Source organism: Thermoanaerobaculia bacterium, from assembly GCA_035717485.1.
Lineage (GTDB): Bacteria > Acidobacteriota > Thermoanaerobaculia > UBA5066 > DATFVB01 > DATFVB01.
Genome location: DASTIQ010000134.1, coordinates 1 through 16,947, shown reverse-complemented (window position 1 = coordinate 16,947; position 16,947 = coordinate 1). Strand labels below are relative to the sequence as shown.

Annotated in this window: 11 protein-coding genes; 6 read left to right on the top strand and 5 right to left on the bottom strand. The window is 70.4% G+C overall.

The genetic code is table 11. The features are described 5' to 3' along the window. The first annotated feature begins 120 nt into the window (after positions 1 to 120). From miaA to VFS34_07085, 6 genes are read left to right on the top strand one after another with little or no spacing between them, the layout of a single operon-like run. On the top strand, positions 121 to 1,035 hold the full coding sequence (gene miaA, locus VFS34_07110; GenBank protein ID HET9794214.1) for a tRNA (adenosine(37)-N6)-dimethylallyltransferase MiaA: 915 nt from the start codon (positions 121 to 123) through the stop codon (positions 1,033 to 1,035). Beyond that, positions 1,032 to 1,271: an RNA chaperone Hfq gene (locus tag VFS34_07105; GenBank protein HET9794213.1), complete on the top strand. Its 240-nt coding sequence runs from the start codon at positions 1,032 to 1,034 to the stop codon at positions 1,269 to 1,271. Before miaA ends, VFS34_07105 begins: the two co-directional genes overlap by 4 nt. Further along, positions 1,268 to 2,536 (top strand): hypothetical protein, encoded by a 1,269-nt coding sequence (locus tag VFS34_07100; GenBank protein HET9794212.1) that lies wholly within the window; start codon positions 1,268 to 1,270, stop codon positions 2,534 to 2,536. Before VFS34_07105 ends, VFS34_07100 begins: the two co-directional genes overlap by 4 nt. Further along, a complete protein-coding gene (locus VFS34_07095) occupies positions 2,533 to 3,126 on the top strand; it encodes a CDP-alcohol phosphatidyltransferase family protein (protein HET9794211.1) in 594 nt (197 codons plus the stop codon). Before VFS34_07100 ends, VFS34_07095 begins: the two co-directional genes overlap by 4 nt. Next, positions 3,123 to 3,398 (top strand): glutaredoxin family protein, encoded by a 276-nt coding sequence (locus VFS34_07090; GenBank protein HET9794210.1) that lies wholly within the window; start codon positions 3,123 to 3,125, stop codon positions 3,396 to 3,398. The genes VFS34_07095 and VFS34_07090 overlap by 4 nt, the downstream gene beginning before the upstream one ends. Continuing rightward, positions 3,395 to 5,896 carry a PQQ-binding-like beta-propeller repeat protein gene (locus VFS34_07085; GenBank protein ID HET9794209.1) on the top strand — a complete coding sequence of 834 codons (2,502 nt, stop codon included), beginning with the start codon at positions 3,395 to 3,397 and terminating at the stop codon, positions 5,894 to 5,896. The genes VFS34_07090 and VFS34_07085 overlap by 4 nt, the downstream gene beginning before the upstream one ends. 40 nt (positions 5,897 to 5,936) lie before the next feature. Here VFS34_07085 and VFS34_07080 read toward each other — a convergent pair whose 3' ends face one another. From VFS34_07080 to VFS34_07060, 5 genes are all read right to left on the bottom strand, one after another. Further along, positions 5,937 to 7,790, bottom strand: a complete 1,854-nt coding sequence (locus VFS34_07080; GenBank protein HET9794208.1) for a hypothetical protein — start codon at positions 7,788 to 7,790, stop codon at positions 5,937 to 5,939. Beyond that, positions 7,787 to 8,848, bottom strand: coding sequence for a glycosyltransferase family 4 protein (locus VFS34_07075; GenBank protein HET9794207.1), 1,062 nt, complete (start codon positions 8,846 to 8,848; stop codon positions 7,787 to 7,789). Before VFS34_07075 ends, VFS34_07080 begins: the two co-directional genes overlap by 4 nt. After that, the gene (locus VFS34_07070; GenBank protein ID HET9794206.1) at positions 8,845 to 11,496 is read right to left on the bottom strand and encodes a polysaccharide pyruvyl transferase family protein; all 2,652 of its coding nucleotides are present in this window, start codon (positions 11,494 to 11,496) and stop codon (positions 8,845 to 8,847) included. Before VFS34_07070 ends, VFS34_07075 begins: the two co-directional genes overlap by 4 nt. Next, the gene (locus VFS34_07065) at positions 11,493 to 14,729 is read right to left on the bottom strand and encodes a glycosyltransferase (protein HET9794205.1); all 3,237 of its coding nucleotides are present in this window, start codon (positions 14,727 to 14,729) and stop codon (positions 11,493 to 11,495) included. Before VFS34_07065 ends, VFS34_07070 begins: the two co-directional genes overlap by 4 nt. Positions 14,730 to 14,865: 136 nt before the next feature. Further along, positions 14,866 to 16,947: DUF11 domain-containing protein (locus VFS34_07060; protein ID HET9794204.1), on the bottom strand; the 2,082-nt coding region annotated here is incomplete at its 5' end.

The window sequence follows — 16,947 nt, the reverse complement described above, 5'->3', positions numbered from 1 at the left end:
CCCCGAAACGCTCGCGACGTTCGCGCGCCTCCGGGTTCCGGTCTTCCGCACCGACCTTCGCTCCGACGTCGGCTTCCTCGTCACCCCGGGGCATCTGCTCCTTCGCGAACGGGGACGCCCGTGACCGCGCCGCCGGTCGTTCTCGTCCTGGGCCCGACCGCCAGCGGGAAGAGCGCGCTCGCCGTCGAGATCGCGCGGCGCACGGGAGGGGAAATCGTCTCGGCCGACGCGTTCGCCGTGTATCGCGGGCTCGACATCGGGACGGCGAAGCCTTCGAGCGAGATTCGCGCGGAGATCCCGCACCATCTGATCGACGTGGCGGATCCGGTCGAGCCCTTCTCGGCGGGGCGGTGGGCGGCCGAGGCGCAGGGCGCGATCCGCGGAATCGAGCATCGGGGGCGTCTTCCGATCATCGTCGGCGGATCGCACTTCTACGTCCGCGCCCTCCTTTCGGGTCTGCCCGGAGGTGCCGTCGAATCGGCCGCGCTGCGCCGTTATCTGGCGGAGGGGTGGAGCGAGTCGGGCCGCGCGTTCCGGAAGCGGATGCTCGACGTGCTCGACCCGGCGTACGCGGCGCGCGTGCCGGCCGGAGACACGGGACGCCTGTCCCGCGCGCTCGAAATCGTGCTGTCGACCGGCCGGCGGGTGACCGAGCGCGCGCCGGCGGTTCCCGGACTCGTCGGCCGGCGGCTGCTCCGGCTCGCGCTTCTGTTTCCGAAGGAAGATCTCTATACTCGTATTTCGAGGAGAGTGCGCGAGATGTGGACGTCCGGTTGGCCCCGCGAGGTGGAGAGCCTGCTCGCACAGGGCGTTCCCCCCGACGCGCCCGCCTTCCGCGCGATCGGATACGCGGAGCTCGTCCGGCGGGGCGCGGGCGAGCTGACCGACGACGAAGCGCTCGCCCGGATCGTCTCCCGCACCCGCGCGCTCGCGAAACGTCAGCGAACCTGGCTCGCCTCCGAGCCCGAACTGGAAACGCTCGATTTCGACGCGGCCGTCCGCCGCGCCGCCGCGTTCGCGGAAGGAGCGCCGTGAACAAGGCGCCGATCAACGTGCAGGATTCGTTCTTCTTCGCGCTGCGTCACGAGGAGATCGCCGTCGAGGTGCGCCTGATCAACGGGGAAACCCGCATCGGGCGCCTCAAGCGGTTCGACAAGTTCGCGATCGTCGTCGAGATCTCCGGGGTCGAGGAGATGATCTACAAGCACGCGATCGCGTTGCTGCGCGCCGAACGCCCCGTCTCCCACACTCCCGCCCCGCCTTCGCCGTGACCCGGAAGAGCGGCCGCATCCTGCTGGCCGCGCTGCTCGCGGCCGGTTGCCGGACCGTTGCCGTTCCCACCGCCCGGCTTCCGGCCTACGTTCTCGATCCGCGGACCGGGCTGCCGGGACCGTTTCCGCCGGGCATCGCGGAGGGCTGGACGCGGATGGGGGAAGGGCGGTTCGAGGAGGCTCTTCGCGCTTTCGACGCCGCCGCGGGATCGGCCGGCGCGATCGGCCGCGTGCAGGCGCTCCTCGAGCTCGGCCGTCTGGAGGACGCGCGACGGGGATGCGACGCCGCGTTCGCGAAGGGGATCGAAACCGCCCCGATCCTCGCCGTCTGCGCGGAGACGGCGGGGAAACTCGAACGGTGGCCCGAAGCCTACGATCTCTTCGAAGCCGCGCTCCTGCGCTCTCCCGGCAACGCCGGCCTCCTCGAGAGGAAGCGATCGACGGGCGGTAAGGCGGTTCGCGCCCTCGTGGAGAAAGCCCGCGGGGAGCTGAAGACGGAAGCCGCCGAGTCGCGCGCGGACGCGGAACGGGCGCTCGCCATCGCGCCTTCCGACCTCGACGCGCTCCGCATCGCCGGCCGCGCGGCGGCGGCTTCGGGGGACGATCGGGAAGGCTTCGATCGACTGTTCGAAGCGTGGCGTCGCGATCCCTCGGACGTCGCGACCGGGGAACAGGCGGGGAACCTCGCGCTGAAGGTCGGCCGGGGCGACGCCGCCTTCGAAATCTTCTCCGCTCTGGCGCGCGCGGATCCCCGCTTCCGCGCCCGCGCCCAGGAGAGCCAGGAAGACTTCGTCATCTCCAACTGGCCGGCACGGGAACGGGCGATCGCCCGCTCGCCCCGTCTGACGCGCGCCGGGGCGATGACGCTCCTCTGGCGGCTCCTTCCGCAGATCCGGACGGCGTCCGCGCCCGGTCCCGCGCCCGTCGCTTCGGACATCGTCGCGCGGGCCGACCAGAGGATGCTCTCCCGGGGTCTCCAGCTCGGGCTCCTCACGGTCGATCCGGCGACGCATCGCGCGCGCCCCGACGCTTTCGTGACGCGCTCGGATGCGGCCCGCATCCTGCTCCGGGCGGGATCCGTCGCGGGCGCTCCGGGTGTCGCGGCCTGCACGCCGAAAGGGGGAGATGTGAAGAAGCCGGCCGCCCTCGCGGCCTCCTGCGGACTCCTTCCCGCCTCCCGGGCGCCGGGCGTCTCGGGTGCGGAGTTCCGGCGCGGGATCGGGTTCCTGCAGCAGGGCGGCCCGGCGGGAGGGACGGCGCGATGAAAGCCACGGATCTCAAGGGACCCTGGACGATCCCGAACCTCATCACTCTGCTTCGCCTCGCGGTCCTCCCGGTCTTCCTCTATTCGATCGCCGCCGAACGTCCCGTCGCGGCGCTCGTGCTCTTCGTCGTCGCGGGGGTTTCCGACGGTCTCGACGGGTATCTGGCGCGGGCCCTGCATATGCAGTCCGCGGTCGGGGCGGTTCTCGACCCCATTGCGGACAAGCTATTGATGATCTCGTCGTACATCATGCTGGCGATTCCCACCTACCGGGCGCGCGTCCATATCCCGGAGGGATTGACCTTTCTCGTCATCTCGCGCGACGTCCTCATGATGGTCGTCGCGCTCGTGATCATCCTGACGACCGGAATGAAGGACTTCCCCGCGACGTTCCTCGGCAAGACGAACACGGTCATCCAGATCGTGACGGTGCTCGCGGTGCTCTGCGCGGACGTGTGGCCGCTCCCGATGCCGTTCGTCTGGGTTCCCTTCGGGGCCGTGGCGGCGGCGACCGTCGTCTCGGGCTTCCACTACGCCTGGCTCGTGTCGCGCCGCGTGGCAGAACAGGAGAGCGCGCAGCGTTCGAAATGATCGATCTCCTCCTGTACACCCGGCGCGAATGTCATCTGTGCGACGCGATGAAATCGGCGGTCGAGGACGAGGCGAAGGGATTTGCCGTGAAGACGACCATCGTGGACGTCGATTCCCGGAGCGATCTCGCCGAGGAGTTCGGACTCGACGTTCCCGTCCTGTTCGTTTCCGGAAAGAAGTTCGCCAAGCATCGGCTGGAACCGGGCCGGCTCCGGGAGAAGCTGCGGCGCGAGCGCGCCGGCGCGAAAGATCTCGCGAGAGAGTCTCGATGAAACGCGCCGTCGTTTTCCTGCTCGCCGCCCTCGGGTGGGCGGGGATCTCGGCCGCGTACGACTGGACGCAGTTCAACGGCGATCCGCAGCACGGCGGCAACGACATCCGGGAAACGGTGATCGACGCGACGAACGTGGGCGGGCTCGTGCGGATCTTCCAGGCCACGCTCCCCGCGGTCTGCGACGGCGCTCCCGCGGTCGTTCAGCACGTCGGCACGGCGGCGGGGCCCCGCGACCTGCTGCTGGCGACGACCCGCGCGGGCGACCTCGTCGCCCTCGACGCACGGACGGGGGCGACGGTCTGGTCGCGATCCAGCCCCGCCGGCTCCTGCCGGATCAACAACGGCGCGAACGTGTGCTACACGACGTCGTCGCCCGCGGTTTCTCCGGACCGGGTGTACGTCTTCGCTTACGGCCTCGACGGTAAGGTGCACCGCTACCGGACCGCGGACGGAACGGAGGTCGCGGGCGCCGGATGGCCGCAGACGGCGACGATCAAGCCGTTCGACGAGAAGGGGTCGTCGGATCTCTCGGTCGCGGTCAACGCTCTGGGGACCCCTTTTCTCTACGTCTGCAACGGCGGATACCCGGGAGACGCCGGCGACTACCAGGGTCACGTCACCGTCGTCAACCTGGCGACCCAGGGACAGACGGTGTTCAACGCCGCCTGCAGCGGGCAGGCGGTCCACTTCGCCGAGAAGCCGGGAACTCCCGACTGCGGCCACGTGCAGACCGCGATCTGGGCGAGGAGCGGCGCCGTCTACGATCCGGTGACGAACCGCCTCTTCGTCGCGACCGGAAACGGCGATTACGACGCGGCGGCCGCCTGGGGGGATTCCGTTCTGGCGATCCACCCGAACGGAACCGGCGCTTCCGGCAAACCGGTCGACAGCTATACCCCGGCGAACTTCCAGCAGCTGCAGGACAGCGATGCCGACGTGGGCAGCACGGCTCCCGCGATCCTTCCGGCGCCCGGCTACAGCGGCCGCCTCGGCCTCCAGTCGGGAAAGGACGGAATGCTCCGGCTCCTCCGCCTCGACGACCTGAGCGGCCACGGCGGCCCCGGTTTCACGGGCGGCGCGGTCCAGGTGCTGGCGCTGCCGCAGGGAGGGGGAGTATTCAGCGCGCCGGCCGTCTGGGTGAATCCCTCGGACGGCTCGACCTGGGTGTTCGTGGGGAACGGCGCGGGAATTTCCGCGCTCCGTCTGACGGCATCGGGCGCGAGCGCGTCGCTCGGCGCGGTCTGGACGAAATCGGGGGCGGCATCTTCGCCCCTCGTGGCCAATGGCGTCCTCTACGCGGCGGGCGGAGGGCTGCTTCGGGCTCTCTCGCCGACGACGGGCGCGGCTCTCTGGTCCACGACCGCGATCGGCGGGATTCACTGGCAGAGCCCGGTGGTCGCCAACGGCATCCTGTATCTCGGCGACGAGGCCGGGCACATGACCGCGTGGGCTCCGACGCTCACTCCCGTGCGGCCCGAGGCGGACGGCGAGGCGGTCCCCAATGGCAGCTCGAACACGAACGGCATCCTCGAGCCCGGGGAGGCGGCCGAGCTCGCGCCGTTCTGGAAGAACGACGGAAGTTCGTCCGCGGCGTTCACGGGAACGCTTTCCGGCTTCACCGGGCCGGCGGGCGCGACGTACGGCGTGGGCGATTCGTCGGCGGGGTACGCGTCGATCGCGGCGGGCGCGACGGGGACCTGCCGAAGCTCGGCGGCGGGCTGCTACCGGATCGGCGTGACGAACCCGGCGAACCGTCCGGCCGCGCACTGGGACGCGACGGCGACGGAGAAGCTCTCGACCGGGCCGACGCGAAAGTGGACCGTGCACATCGGCGGGAGCTTCGCGGACGTTCCGGCGAGCGAGACGTTCTTCACGCCGATCGAGACGCTCTTCCACAACGGCGTGACGCTCGGGTGCGGCACGGGGGCGTACTGTCCGACGCAGGCCGTGACGCGCGAGCAGATCGCGGCCTTCGTCGCGCGGACGGCCCTGGGAAGCGACGCCGCGGTCCCGGCCGCCGGCAACGTTCCGGGTCTCGGCGCCTACGCCTGCCGCGCGGGCGGCGTTTCCCTGTTCACGGACGTGAGTCCGACTTCCGGCTTCTGCCGCCAGATCCACTGGCTCGCGGCGGGCGGGCGGACGTTTTCGTGCGCGGACGAGCAGGCGACGTACGCGTCCACCTGGTGCCCGGCCTCCCCGCTGACCCGGGGGGCGTTCGCGGCGGTCCTCGCGCGGGACCTCGCGGGAAGCGACGCCGCGGTCCCGGCCGCGCGCGCCGATCCGGGGAACGGGCGCGGTTACGACTGCACGGACGGCCAGCCGAACTTCTTCAGCGACGTGGACGATTCGAGCCCGCTGTGCCGTTTCGTGTATTTCATCTGGTCGCAGGGGATCGTCGACGGCTTCGGCGACGGAACTTACCGTCCCGACAGCCCGGTGCTGCGCGACCAGATGGCGAAGTTCCTCGTCAACGCGTACGGGCTGACGCTCAACTGACGCGGCGCGGAGCCAGTCCGCTCGTCGCCGGGTGCGGGACTCAGTCGCGGTTCGTCCGGGTCCGGTCGGCGGGCGCGAGCCGGAAATCCGTCGCCCCGGCGTCTCCCCAGTCGCCCCCGCGGAACGGCCGGACGGCATCGATCTCGATCGTGACGCGGGGCGGAGCGCCGCCGGATCCGGCGGGAAGGGGCACCGCGAGCCACCCCTCTCCGGGAACGTCGGAGATGTCGTGGGCCAGTTCCTCCCGGCCGTCGACCCTCACGCGCTGAACGATCTGGTTCGGCAGGCCGCCCTTCGCGTATCCGTCGCGGATTTCGAGCGCGACGGGGCCCGCGCCGGAACCGGGCAGCAGGCGGCAGTCGGCGCGGGCGACCTCGCCTGGCCGCGGGTCGCGGCGGAGCAGCTGAAGTCGGGCCGACGTTTCGCCGAGATCGCTCACCCAGCCTTTCGCCACGATGCAGTCGAGCGAGGCGGCCCGGCCGGGGCCGGAGATCGAGAAGCGGTAGATGCGCTGCGGGACGTCCTCGTGAGCGAGGGCCCAGTTGCCCATCGCGCGCGCCGAGGCGGCGATCGCCGCTGCGAACACGGCAGCGCCTCCAACCGCCACCGCGGCCCGGCGGCGGCGAAGGGCGATCTCGACGCCGAACGGGATCGTCAGGAGCTCGAGCGCTTCGACCGGCAGGAAGAACCGTCCCATCGAAACGAAGAGAAGCTGCACCCCGACCTTGGCGGCGATCGTGACGGTGAGCAGCGTCACCTCGCGGCTCCCCGAGGAGAGCCCGAGCAGAACGGCCGCGAGAAAGGCGACGTGAACGAGCGCGAGGGACCGGTCGAGCCATGGTCCCGCGCGCGCGGCGAATCTCCGGGCGGACGCACCCGGCGGAGCCGCCGGATCGGGATAGGGAAACGCCCAGTAGAGGTCCTCCAGCTCCGCGTGCTGCCAGGTCAGGAGGGTGGCCGCGATTCGGCGGACCGCATGATAGAAGGGGCGCCGGCGGACTTCTTCGAAAACCAGCGATGGCGCGAGGGCGAGCGCCCGACGCCGATCCTTCAGCAGGGCCGGGTCCACCGACGAGAGAAAAGCGCGGGGGAGGACGAATCCGAGCCCGGCCCCGGGAGCGTACGTTCCGAGAGGCGCCTCCCATCCGAGCTCGCTCCGCACCGTGTATCGGCCGGTCGCACGGCCCCGCTGCCAGCAGATGAGGCCGAGCAGGAGAGAGGCGGCGAGCGCGAAACGGAGGATCATCCGACGGCGTCCGGTCCGCGGGCCCGCCGCGGCGACGACGGCGGGGGGAACGAGGACGACGAGCATCTCCTCGCGGATCCAGACGGCTGAGGCATAGAAGAGGGCGGCCAGCAGAGGCCGAGCCGCGCCCTCCCGCAGGGCCCGCACGCCGAGGGCGGCGGAAGCGACGACGGGGAGAACGATCCAGTTGTCCTGGGAGACCACGCCGCTGAAGACGATCTGCCCGGGCCAGAAAGCGAGCCCCGCCGCGGCCGCCAGCCGAAACCGGAGAGAGAACGGACGCCCGAGCACGAGGAACGCCGTCAGCGGAGCGAGACCGGTCCAGATCGCGGTCGCGATTCGCGCGGCGGTTGCCGGGGAGCCCGGCGCGAGCCGCAGGGCCATCGAAAGGAGCGTCGGAGCCCCGGCGCTCAGCTGGAACCAGCCCCAGCGCGCCGCCTCCGGCGCGTGGTCCCTCAGCGCGGTGGCCATCTTCACCATCGCAGCGAAGTCGGACATCGGGGCGACGGGGTAGGCCCGGACGAAGAGCAGACGCGGGAGGACGCCGGCGACGAGCGCTCCGAGGGCCGCGGCCGTCTCCGCCCGGAGCGAGGACGGGATCTCGGGCGGCCGGACGCTGCCGCCCGGTGCTCCTCCCTCGGCGGTCATTTCCGGGATGCCGCGGATTCCAGCGCGCGCGCCAGCGCGGGAATCGCGGCGGCGGGCGAATGCCGCGCGAGAATCGCGTCCCGGGCGCGGCTGCCGAGGGAGGTCCGTCCGTCCGCATCGGCGAGCAGAGAAGCGACCTCCGCCGCGGCGCGTCCGGCGTCGCCCGGGGGATAGGTTCGCGCGAACCGTCCGGCGCCGGCGAGTTCCGAGAGGGGGGGCTGGTCGGCGATGACGCATGCGCAGCCCCGGGCCATCGCCTCGGCGGCGACCATCCCGAACGATTCTCCCCGCGACGTGACGACGACGACTCCCCCGGAATCGCGGACGAAATCGAGAAACGCCGGAATGCGCGCGTGATCGAGACCGCGGTACCAGCGGAGCCGGTCGGCTACGGCGGCGGCTTCGAGCCGGGCGAGCAGGGCCTCGGGGGTCAGGCGGTCGGGGGCGCGTCCGACCAGGCGGAAGACGGCGTCGATCCCGGACCCGCGCAGGGATGCGGCGACGTCGACGAATTCCGGCCAGTTCTTGAGCGCGTCGAGGCGGCCGATCCAGGCGATTCGCGGCGGACGCGCTCCGGAGGTCGGAGCGATCGCCTCGCAGAAGGATGCCCGCAGCGGGTTCGGCACGACCGTGATCGCCGCGGGGCCGGCGACGCGCTCGGCGACGAGAGCGGCCTGGTATTCCGACGGCGCGAAGAAGGCCGCCACCGGGACGTCCTCCGTCCGGCGGAGATATTCCAGGTTCTCCGGGTGAGGGCTGTGGGCTTCCACCACGAGAGCGGGAAGCCGCGGGTTGGCTTCGAAAAGGGGGAAGACCTCCTCGGTGTCGATCGTCGAGACGAGGTCGAAGCCTTCGTCGAGGATCGCCGACTCGCAGTCGCGGAGTCCCCCCACGCGGACGCGCGACTCGAGCCCGGCGAAGATGTCGATCCCGCCCAGGTCTTCGAAGAACCAGGCGTGGGCCTCGATTCCCTCCCGTTCCAGCCCCTCGAGCCGGGCGCGAATCACCGTTTCGCACCCGCCGAGGGTGAGGTACTTGTAGACGAAGAGGACCTTCATTCCGGCGCCCCGAAGAGCGCCCGTCTTTCGGGATCCTCTCTTTCGAAGCCGCCGGCCGCGTCGAGCAGGGCGTCGAGGCGGCGGGCCCAGGTGCAGCCCTTCGCGAAGTCGCGACGGTCGGCACGTCGTCGGCGGGTCCGTCCGCCCTTTTCGATGGCGGCGACGAATTCGTCGGCGGACCCGGCGCGGGTGACGTGCGCCTCGGCGCCGCGGGGCGGGAAGACCCCGGTGACGACGACCGGAAGGCCCATCGCGAGATATTCGTAGGTCTTGATCGGATCGGCGCCCGCGGCGAGACGGCTCTCCTTGAACGGGACGATCCCGACGTCCCAGCACGCCGCGTACGACGCGAGTTCGCTCTGGGCCACGCGCCCGTGGAGCACCACGTTTTCGGGCAGCTCGACCCCTTCGGCGGAGCCGCCGTATCCGATGAGGTGGAATACCCACCGCGGTCGCGCCCGGGCCGCGGCCGCCACGATCTCCCAGTCGAACCAGGCTCCGGCGAGATATCCGAAATAGCCGACCGTCACGCGCCCCCGGCGCAGACGCCGCCGCGTGCCGACCGCCGCGATCTCCGTCCGAACGCCGTTCGGAACGAGAATCGGGGCGCGCGCTCCGAGAGCCGCGGCGCGTTCGACGAGGAGCGGATGGACGGCGGTGACGACGCCGCTCGTTCCCGCCAGGTGCCTCTCGAAGCCTTCTCGATACCAGGCGGCCTGCCCCACGCGATGGAAGTCTTCCCAGTCATCGAGCACGTCGTACACCGTCGTCCATCCCTCGGCGTTGGCCGCCGCGAGCGGCTCGAGGAAGGAGGGGTGGGGGAATTCGAAGACGACGCGCCGCGGGAACCCGCGGAAGCGCCGGAAGAGAATGTCGGGATCGGACGCCACGACGTCGATCGGCACCTGGAAGATGCGGGACTCCAGTCGATCCTGCGGCGACGGTTCGTCGGCAGACCATCTCCAGAAAACGAAGACCACCGCCGTTCCGCGCCGGGCGAGCTCCAACGCGAACTGGGTGGGGCGCTGACCTTCGTCCTCGCGGAGTCGCGTCGCGGAGAAGATCGCCACGACGGGGACCTTCGGCGCGTGGAGGAGCCGCTCTTCGAACGCGGCGAGCTCTCCCGGAAAATCGCGCGGGCCCGGAGGCTCGGACGGGGAAGAGTCGCGGGCCGGGATCTCGGAAGGAGGAAGGGGCTCGGGAAGGCCCCGGAGACGCCGATAGATCTGGCGGCGTCGGCTTCCCTCCGGCAGGAGGCGCGCGGAGAGGTCCCACGTCGCCTGCTGGATCCGGCCGGTCCGCGAGCTCTTCCACCGTTCGAATTCCTCCGAGACACGCGCGAGCTCGACCGCGACGTCCGCCTCGCGGGCGCGCGATTCGGAGAGCTCCCGGGAGGCAACCGCCAGCTGGCGCGAAGCGATCGAAAGGAAGTCCTTCGCCTCCTGGAGCTCGCGCGAGGAATCGTCCGGCGACCTTGACGAGGCGGGGCGGGCGAGAAGCGCCGCCGCGCGGCGAACGTTCCATTCTTCGCGGGAGCGGAGATACTCGATCCGCCCGGCGAGCGCCTCCCGGCGCCGCTCCGGCTCCGCGGCGAGGGCCGACATCGCCTCGAAGATCGATTGCTCGCGGATCGAATGGAGAGGGAGGACCGGGACGTCGAGGTCCGCGGCCGCGGCCGCCACCTTCGGGTCGTAGTCGAGGGCGGCGACGGGCGTTCCGGCGACGGCGGCGAGGATCACGCCATGGAGCCGGGTGGCGAGGACCAGGTCGCATCCGCCGAGGAGCGCGAGCGCGCCGGCGGGCTTCTCGATCCGCTCGACCACGACCGCCCGATCGGGCCGGGCCATCCGCCGGCGGAGCCCGTCGCAGATGCCGACGTCGCGGGCGCGCCCCTGGTCGAAGGGCAGGAATGCGACGCTCCCTCCCGACGCCTCGAGCCACCGGTCGACGCCGCGGACATAGGGCTCGATCCAGTCCGTTTCTTCGCCGGGCGGGAGTCGGGGAACGAGCGCGGCGAGGGGCCGGGGGAGCGAATCGAGACCGTGGGCGCGCATCTGCGCCGGGATCTGCCCCGCTTCGATACGGAGAGCGAACGCCGGATCGGCGGTGACGGTGATCGGCGCGGTGACGCCGCATTCTCGGAGGAGCGCCGCCGAAGGCTCGTCGCGCACCGTGATCGCGGGCAGCGAATTGGCGACCACCGCGATCAGGCGCCGGCTTTCGGCGTGCTCGACCGGGCCGATTCCCTGGGCGTACAGAATGCAGGGGACTCCCCAGAAGGCCGAGAGGAGGGGCACGCGGACGTACCACGGGATGCCGGCGCGCGGGTTCCGAAAAAGATCCTCGACCGGAAAGTGCCAGATGTCCTGAAGGAGGCCTCCTCCCCCCCACACGACCAGGTCGCTCGATCGAATCGCCTCCGAGAGGAGGAGGAGCTCCGGCCGGACCGTCGTGATGGCTCCCTGGGAGCGCCGCGTCGCGACGGGATCGCGGCTCTCCACGATCGGGTCGAGCGTGTCTCCGAATTGGGCATGGAAGCGGGCGAGCGTGGCCGACAGAATCGCCTCGTCCCCCAGGTTGCCGGCGCCGAAATAGCCCGAAAACAGGACGCGCTTCTTTGCGCCCGCTCCCTCGCCGTTCGCGCTCATCCGGCCCGCCCGCTCTCGCCCGGAGGCCCGACGTCGACGCGGGCCGCAGACTCCCGGATCGCGTCGAGGACCGCCGCCCCGCGGACGTCCCAGGTGTTCTCTCCGGCGACCGCCCTCAGGCGGGAGGCGAATTCCGGAGACCGCCGGCGCTCTCGAGCGGTTTCCAGGCCCGCCTGGAGGGCGGTGGGTTCGCGGGCGACGAACACCTCCGGGATCGCCGCGCACTCCGGAACGGGCGTGGACACCGCCGCCACGCCCGCCGCGAAGGCGTCGAAGAGCGCTGCCGGAAAGAATCCGGGAGGGTCGGGCCGGAGCGGCAGGAACAGGGCGTCGGCACGCCGCCACGCCGCCGCGAGGCTGCCCGGAGCAGAGGCGACCCGCACATTGGGTAGACCTTCGATCGACGCGGCGATCGCGGATTCCGTGTCGGCGTCCACGACGAGGACGAAGTCCCAGTCGGGCTTTTCCCGTGCGCAGACGCGGAAGAGGGGGGCGTCGAACCGGGCGGCGTCGGCGAGGACCGTCACGGCGCACGCGCGGGAACGCGATCGGCGAACGCCCCGCAGGCCGTCGGCGGCGGGAACGGCTCCGCCGCCGGGGAGGTGGCGCACGCGAGGCGGCCCGCCGAGCCCGCGGGCGACGGCGCGGTCGGCGCAGAAGATCACGTCGGAGTCGCGCCGCATCCTCGCATCGGCCGCCGCGAGGGCGCCGGCCTCGATTCCCATCATCGAGAGGTCTTCCGCGAGGTCATAGGCCAGGGTCCGGCTCGCCCATCGGTCGACCTGGGAGGCGTTCCGCGGCGTCGCCCAGAGGACCGGAGATTCGATCTGGTCGAGCACGCCGCGCGGTCCGTTGTAGAGCCACACGCGCGGCGCGGCTTCCACGAAGCCCGCGAAGCGATCCGGAACGCTGCCCGTGCAATCGTAGAAGACGAGCCGACCGGCCCGCCCCAGGGCGAGCGCGAGCGCGCGGGCGCGGCCCGGGACGGTCGCCGTCCACGGGCGGTCCGGGAGGAAGACGAACGGCGCCTCGCGCCCCCTCTCGCCCGCCTCCCGAAGGATCTGACGGAGCTTGACGACGAAGTGGGGCACCGAATCCCGCGTCGAATCGTCGAGGTGAGGCGTCCACGAGCCCCATTTCTGCTCGTAGAGGAAACGGTTGCGTTCGAACAGACGCCGGTACTCGGCGCCGGGCAGGCGCTTGAAGGAGGCGCCGCCTTCGTGGTGGACGAACGCGTCGCGGACGCAGACCAGGCGAAGACCCGCGTCGGAGACCCGGCGGGCATAGTCGTCGTCCTCGAACATCCCGATCCCGAACCGCTCGTCGAGGGGTCCCACGCTTTCGTACACCTCACGCCGCAGCGCGGTGCAGAACATCGCGAGGACGGGAATCTCGAAGGTCTCGCCGTCGTGGGCGCGGACGAAATCGGCCGCCCATGAGGGCATGTCCGCGAGATCCGCGTAGTCGACCTTGACCCGCGCCTCGTTTCCGATCTCGTTCGTGGTCGGGCCGATCATGCCGATCGACGGATCGGCGCGCAGTCTCCTCACGAGGGGAGGAAGCCACCCGCGCGTGACGACCGTGTCGTTGTTGAGCATCACGAGGATCTCTCCGGTCGCGAGCGCCAGGCCGCGGTTGTTCGCGGCGGCGAATCCCGCATTCGTCGGATTCTCCAGGAGGCGCATCGAAGGGCGCCGCCCCGCCATTTCGCGCAGGTCGTCGAGCGTCCCGTCCGATGAGGCGTTGTCCACGACGATCACTTCGAAATTCGGCCATTCGTTGACGGAGAACAGGCTGTCGAGGCACCGCGCGGTCAGCGCCCGGTTGTTGAACGTGACGACGACGATCGAGACCTTCGGGAACGCCGCGGAGACGGCCGCGTCCATGGCCCGGAACCGGGCATCCCAGGTGTTGTCCCGGGCGAACGCGCGCCGCTCTTCCACGAGGGAAGGGTCGCGCTCGTCGAGCGCGGCGGCGATCTCCCGGACGAACCCCTGCGCGTCCTCGGCCCGCCGGATCCGGGAACCCAGCGGTTCGAGCTCGGGCAGCGGCACGGCGACGAGGGGCTTCCCCGCGGCGAGGATCTCGTACGCCTTGACGGGATCGGTCGCCTCGGTGAGGGGGGTGCGTCGGAACGGGATGACGGCGACGTCGAATCCGGCGAGCCATCGCGGGATCTCGGCGTAGGGCTTCTCTCCGACCAGCGAGACGTGGGGGAGGCGGGAGAGCCGCCGGACGTCGGCGCCGTACGTCGAACCCACCAGGACGAAGTCCCAGTCCGGGCGGCGCTCGGCGACGTCGGCGAGCAGGTCGGCGTCGAACCACTCGGCGATCGCGCCGTAGTACCCCACGACCGGCCGGGCGCCTTTCCGCCATCGCTCCCCGGCGAAGTGCTCGTAGTCGGCCGCGTTTCGGACGAGCGTGACGGACGACCGGAGCTCGGAGGCGCGCCGCCGCAGGAGCTCCGACGAAACCATGACCGCGTCGGCCGACACGAGCAGGTCCTCCTCCTGGTCGAGCATCTCGGGTCGATTGGTCGAGAACCCGGCGTGGAGGTCCATGCAGTCGTAGACGACCGTCCAGCCGAAGCGCTCGCGCGCCCGACGCGCGAGGGGCCACCAGAAGGGGAGCTGCAGCACCGCCGCCGTCGACGCCAATGAAAGGTCGCGTCTCAGGGCGTCGAGCGACCCCAGGAGGGCGTCGACGCCGGCCGCCCCGAGGGAATCCCGGTAGACGTTGAGTTCGGGGCCTCGCAGCCCGACCTCGACGACGTTCTTCTCCCTGGGAACGAGTCGATAGGGGGGACCTTCCCGGAAAAAATTCTGCGACACGTAGAAGACACGATGTCCCGCCGTGGCGTAGCGGCGCATGAGCTGCTGAGGGCGCTGGAATCGAAAGTCCCAGTCGATGATCGGGAAACAGATCACGTCACAGGCGGACGGGCGCGCGCTCGAAAGCGTCTCCCGGACGGCGTCGGCGTCGCCGCCTTCGGGTCGGAGGTCCGGCTCGGGCGGTCCGCGGCGGCCGCGGGCCGGCGAGAGCCATTTCCGGAGACGCCAGTAGATCCCGGCGACCTTCCAGAGATGGGAGGAATGGATCTCGTGAAGCTCTCGCGAGAGCTTCTCGAGCTGCCGGTAGGCCGCTTCGAGCTGCCGATAGGCCGCGTCCCGTTCGCGGCGGGCCTCCCGGAGCTCGTGCACGGCCGTCTGGGTGTCGCGGTTCGAATCCGTCATCTTGCGGCAGGGCCGTCCGTCCATCGACCCCCGAAACCGTCCCGGGCGTCGCCGGATTCTACAGTCGCGCGCGTCGCGCCGGGCAAAAAAAGGGCCCCTCTTGCGAGGGGCCCGAGAGAGGAATCGGAACCGGGGATCAGAAGGTCAGCGGCCCGTAGAGCGGGAGCGCGACGAACGCGTTGGCGAGCACCTTCGCGACTTCGTCACGCAGGATGTCGTCGGTCGGGCGGTAAGAACCCGCTCCGTTGCCGTCCACGATGTGGCGGATCCAGAGGTAGCCGATGTACTTCGCATCCGGATCCGAGCACAACGTATCGACCGGGAACGGAGACGTCCCGGCGGGGATGGTGCCGGCCGTGACCGTGTTGGTGTGGTCGACCGAGTCGCAGTTGAACTGTTGGGATCCGGTTCCCGGGAACGATCCTCCGTCGTTGCCGAAGAGCGGGATGCCGGCGTCCGGGTTCGCCGTGTTGTTGTTCGGCGGCAGGTACGAAACGCCCTTGGCGACCATGACGGCCGCGTCGCCGCGGGTCACGGCAACGTTGGCGCAGAAGTCGGGGACCGCGTCGCAGCCTCCCACAATGAGGATGTCCTTGAGCGCGTTCGCGTACCGGCAGTACGACTGGTCGGTCGGCGTGTCGAAGGAGTCCGCGAACTGGGAGGTCGAGGTGCAGTTCCAGCTGCCGCCGCCCGACGGGACGGACGCATCGTCGCCGTAGATCGAACGGGAGACGAAGGCCGCCATCTCACCGCGCTTGGCGGTCGCCAGCGGACAGAAAACGAAGGCCGAGGCCGGCTGGCATCCGAGCGTGATGTGGTTGTGGAAGATCGTCTCGATGAAGCGATAGAAGACATCGGATCGCGGCACATCGGTGAACGAATCGCCGATGTGGAGCGTCCAGGTCTTCGTCTCGCCCGTCGAGAGCGTCTCGGTGAAATGCGTGTCCCAGTGCTGGACCGGGCGGTCTCCCGGCATGTTGACCGTGAACTCGTAGCAGTCGCCGTTGGCGGTCGCCGAGTTGCAGTCGGACTGCGTGTGCGCGGGAATCACGCCGTAGTCGGCCGTCGCGTCATCGACCGAGTAGGTCACGCCGTTGGCCGCCGTGTCGGAGAAGCCGAAGCTTCCGGCGCCCGAGGTCGGGACGCTGCCCGTGACGTCGGTGGGCGTGTCGTTGTCGAGGGTGTTGGTCCACGCCGGGTCGATGCGGGCGGTCTCGTTCGGCTCGAACACGCGGTTGACGTCGGAGACGTTGGCCACGCCGTCGGGGTCCGAACCGGGGCCGGCTTCGCGGTCCGCTTCGAGCGCCGTCGGCTGGTTGTTCGTGTCGACCGTGACGCAAGCGGACGCCGAGGTGTTGTCCGCGTCGTTGCGGTCGCACTGATCCGCTTCGGCGTTCGCCGAGTTGCAGACGATGCCGGCTTCGATGGCCGTCACCTGGATGTCGAAGGACACGGACGAGTTCTTGGCGATCGTGCCCAGGTTGCAGTTGTTGTCCGGCGAGATGTCGCCCGACGTGCAGATGTTGCTCGGGGTGACCGACACGTAAGAGACGCCTGCCGGCACCGTGTCCGTGAAGAGGACGTTCGTCGCATCTACCTGCGTGTCGTTGTTCGTCACCGTGATGTGGTAGATGAAATCGCTCCCGCCCAGGATCTCCGTGAGGAGGCAAGTCGTCTTGCGGTTACCTGCCACGCAGGCGAGATTTTCCGCAACCTTCGTGACCGTGAGATCGACGCTCTGGCAGACCGTCGTCGTCACCGAGGAGGTGTTGTTGGAAACCGGATCGAACTGATCCGCGCTCGTGGTCGCGGTATCCGTGATCGAAGGGGTCCCGTCGTTCGGCGCGGTGACCACGAGGTCGAAGGAGACGGACTGCCCGCTCGCGAGGGAGGCGACAGTGCAGCTTCCCGGGAAAGCCGTGAAGCCCGAGCAATCGAGGCCGTTGGTGTTCGGCGCGACCGGAGTGGCGGACACGAAGGTCGCGGATCCGACCGTGAAGTTGTCACCGACGGAGACGGTGGTCGCCGTCGAAGGCCCGTTGTTGGTCGCCACGATCCGGTACGTGACGTTCGTCCCGCCGGGAACCGGATTGTTGGCCGGCAGGGGGTCCGTCTGGGTCTTGACGACCTCCATGTCGGCGGACGCGACCACCGTGAAGCCGTCCCCGTCGCATCCGGTCAGGACCGACGCTCCGGCACAGCCGGCGTCCGGAGTGCC

What these genes read in the sequence shown, in the direction of transcription:
- VFS34_07095 (HET9794211.1), top strand. Translation starts at nt 2,533, where the DNA reads ATGAAAGCCACGGATCTCAAGGGACCCTGGACGATCCCGAACCTCATC.
- VFS34_07090 (HET9794210.1), top strand. Translation starts at nt 3,123, where the DNA reads ATGATCGATCTCCTCCTGTACACCCGGCGCGAATGTCATCTGTGCGAC.
- VFS34_07085 (HET9794209.1), top strand. Translation starts at nt 3,395, where the DNA reads ATGAAACGCGCCGTCGTTTTCCTGCTCGCCGCCCTCGGGTGGGCGGGG.
- VFS34_07080 (HET9794208.1), bottom strand. Translation starts at nt 7,790, where the DNA reads ATGACCGCCGAGGGAGGAGCACCGGGCGGCAGCGTCCGGCCGCCCGAG.
- VFS34_07075 (HET9794207.1), bottom strand. Translation starts at nt 8,848, where the DNA reads ATGAAGGTCCTCTTCGTCTACAAGTACCTCACCCTCGGCGGGTGCGAA.
- VFS34_07070 (HET9794206.1), bottom strand. Translation starts at nt 11,496, where the DNA reads ATGAGCGCGAACGGCGAGGGAGCGGGCGCAAAGAAGCGCGTCCTGTTT.
- VFS34_07065 (HET9794205.1), bottom strand. Translation starts at nt 14,729, where the DNA reads ATGACGGATTCGAACCGCGACACCCAGACGGCCGTGCACGAGCTCCGG.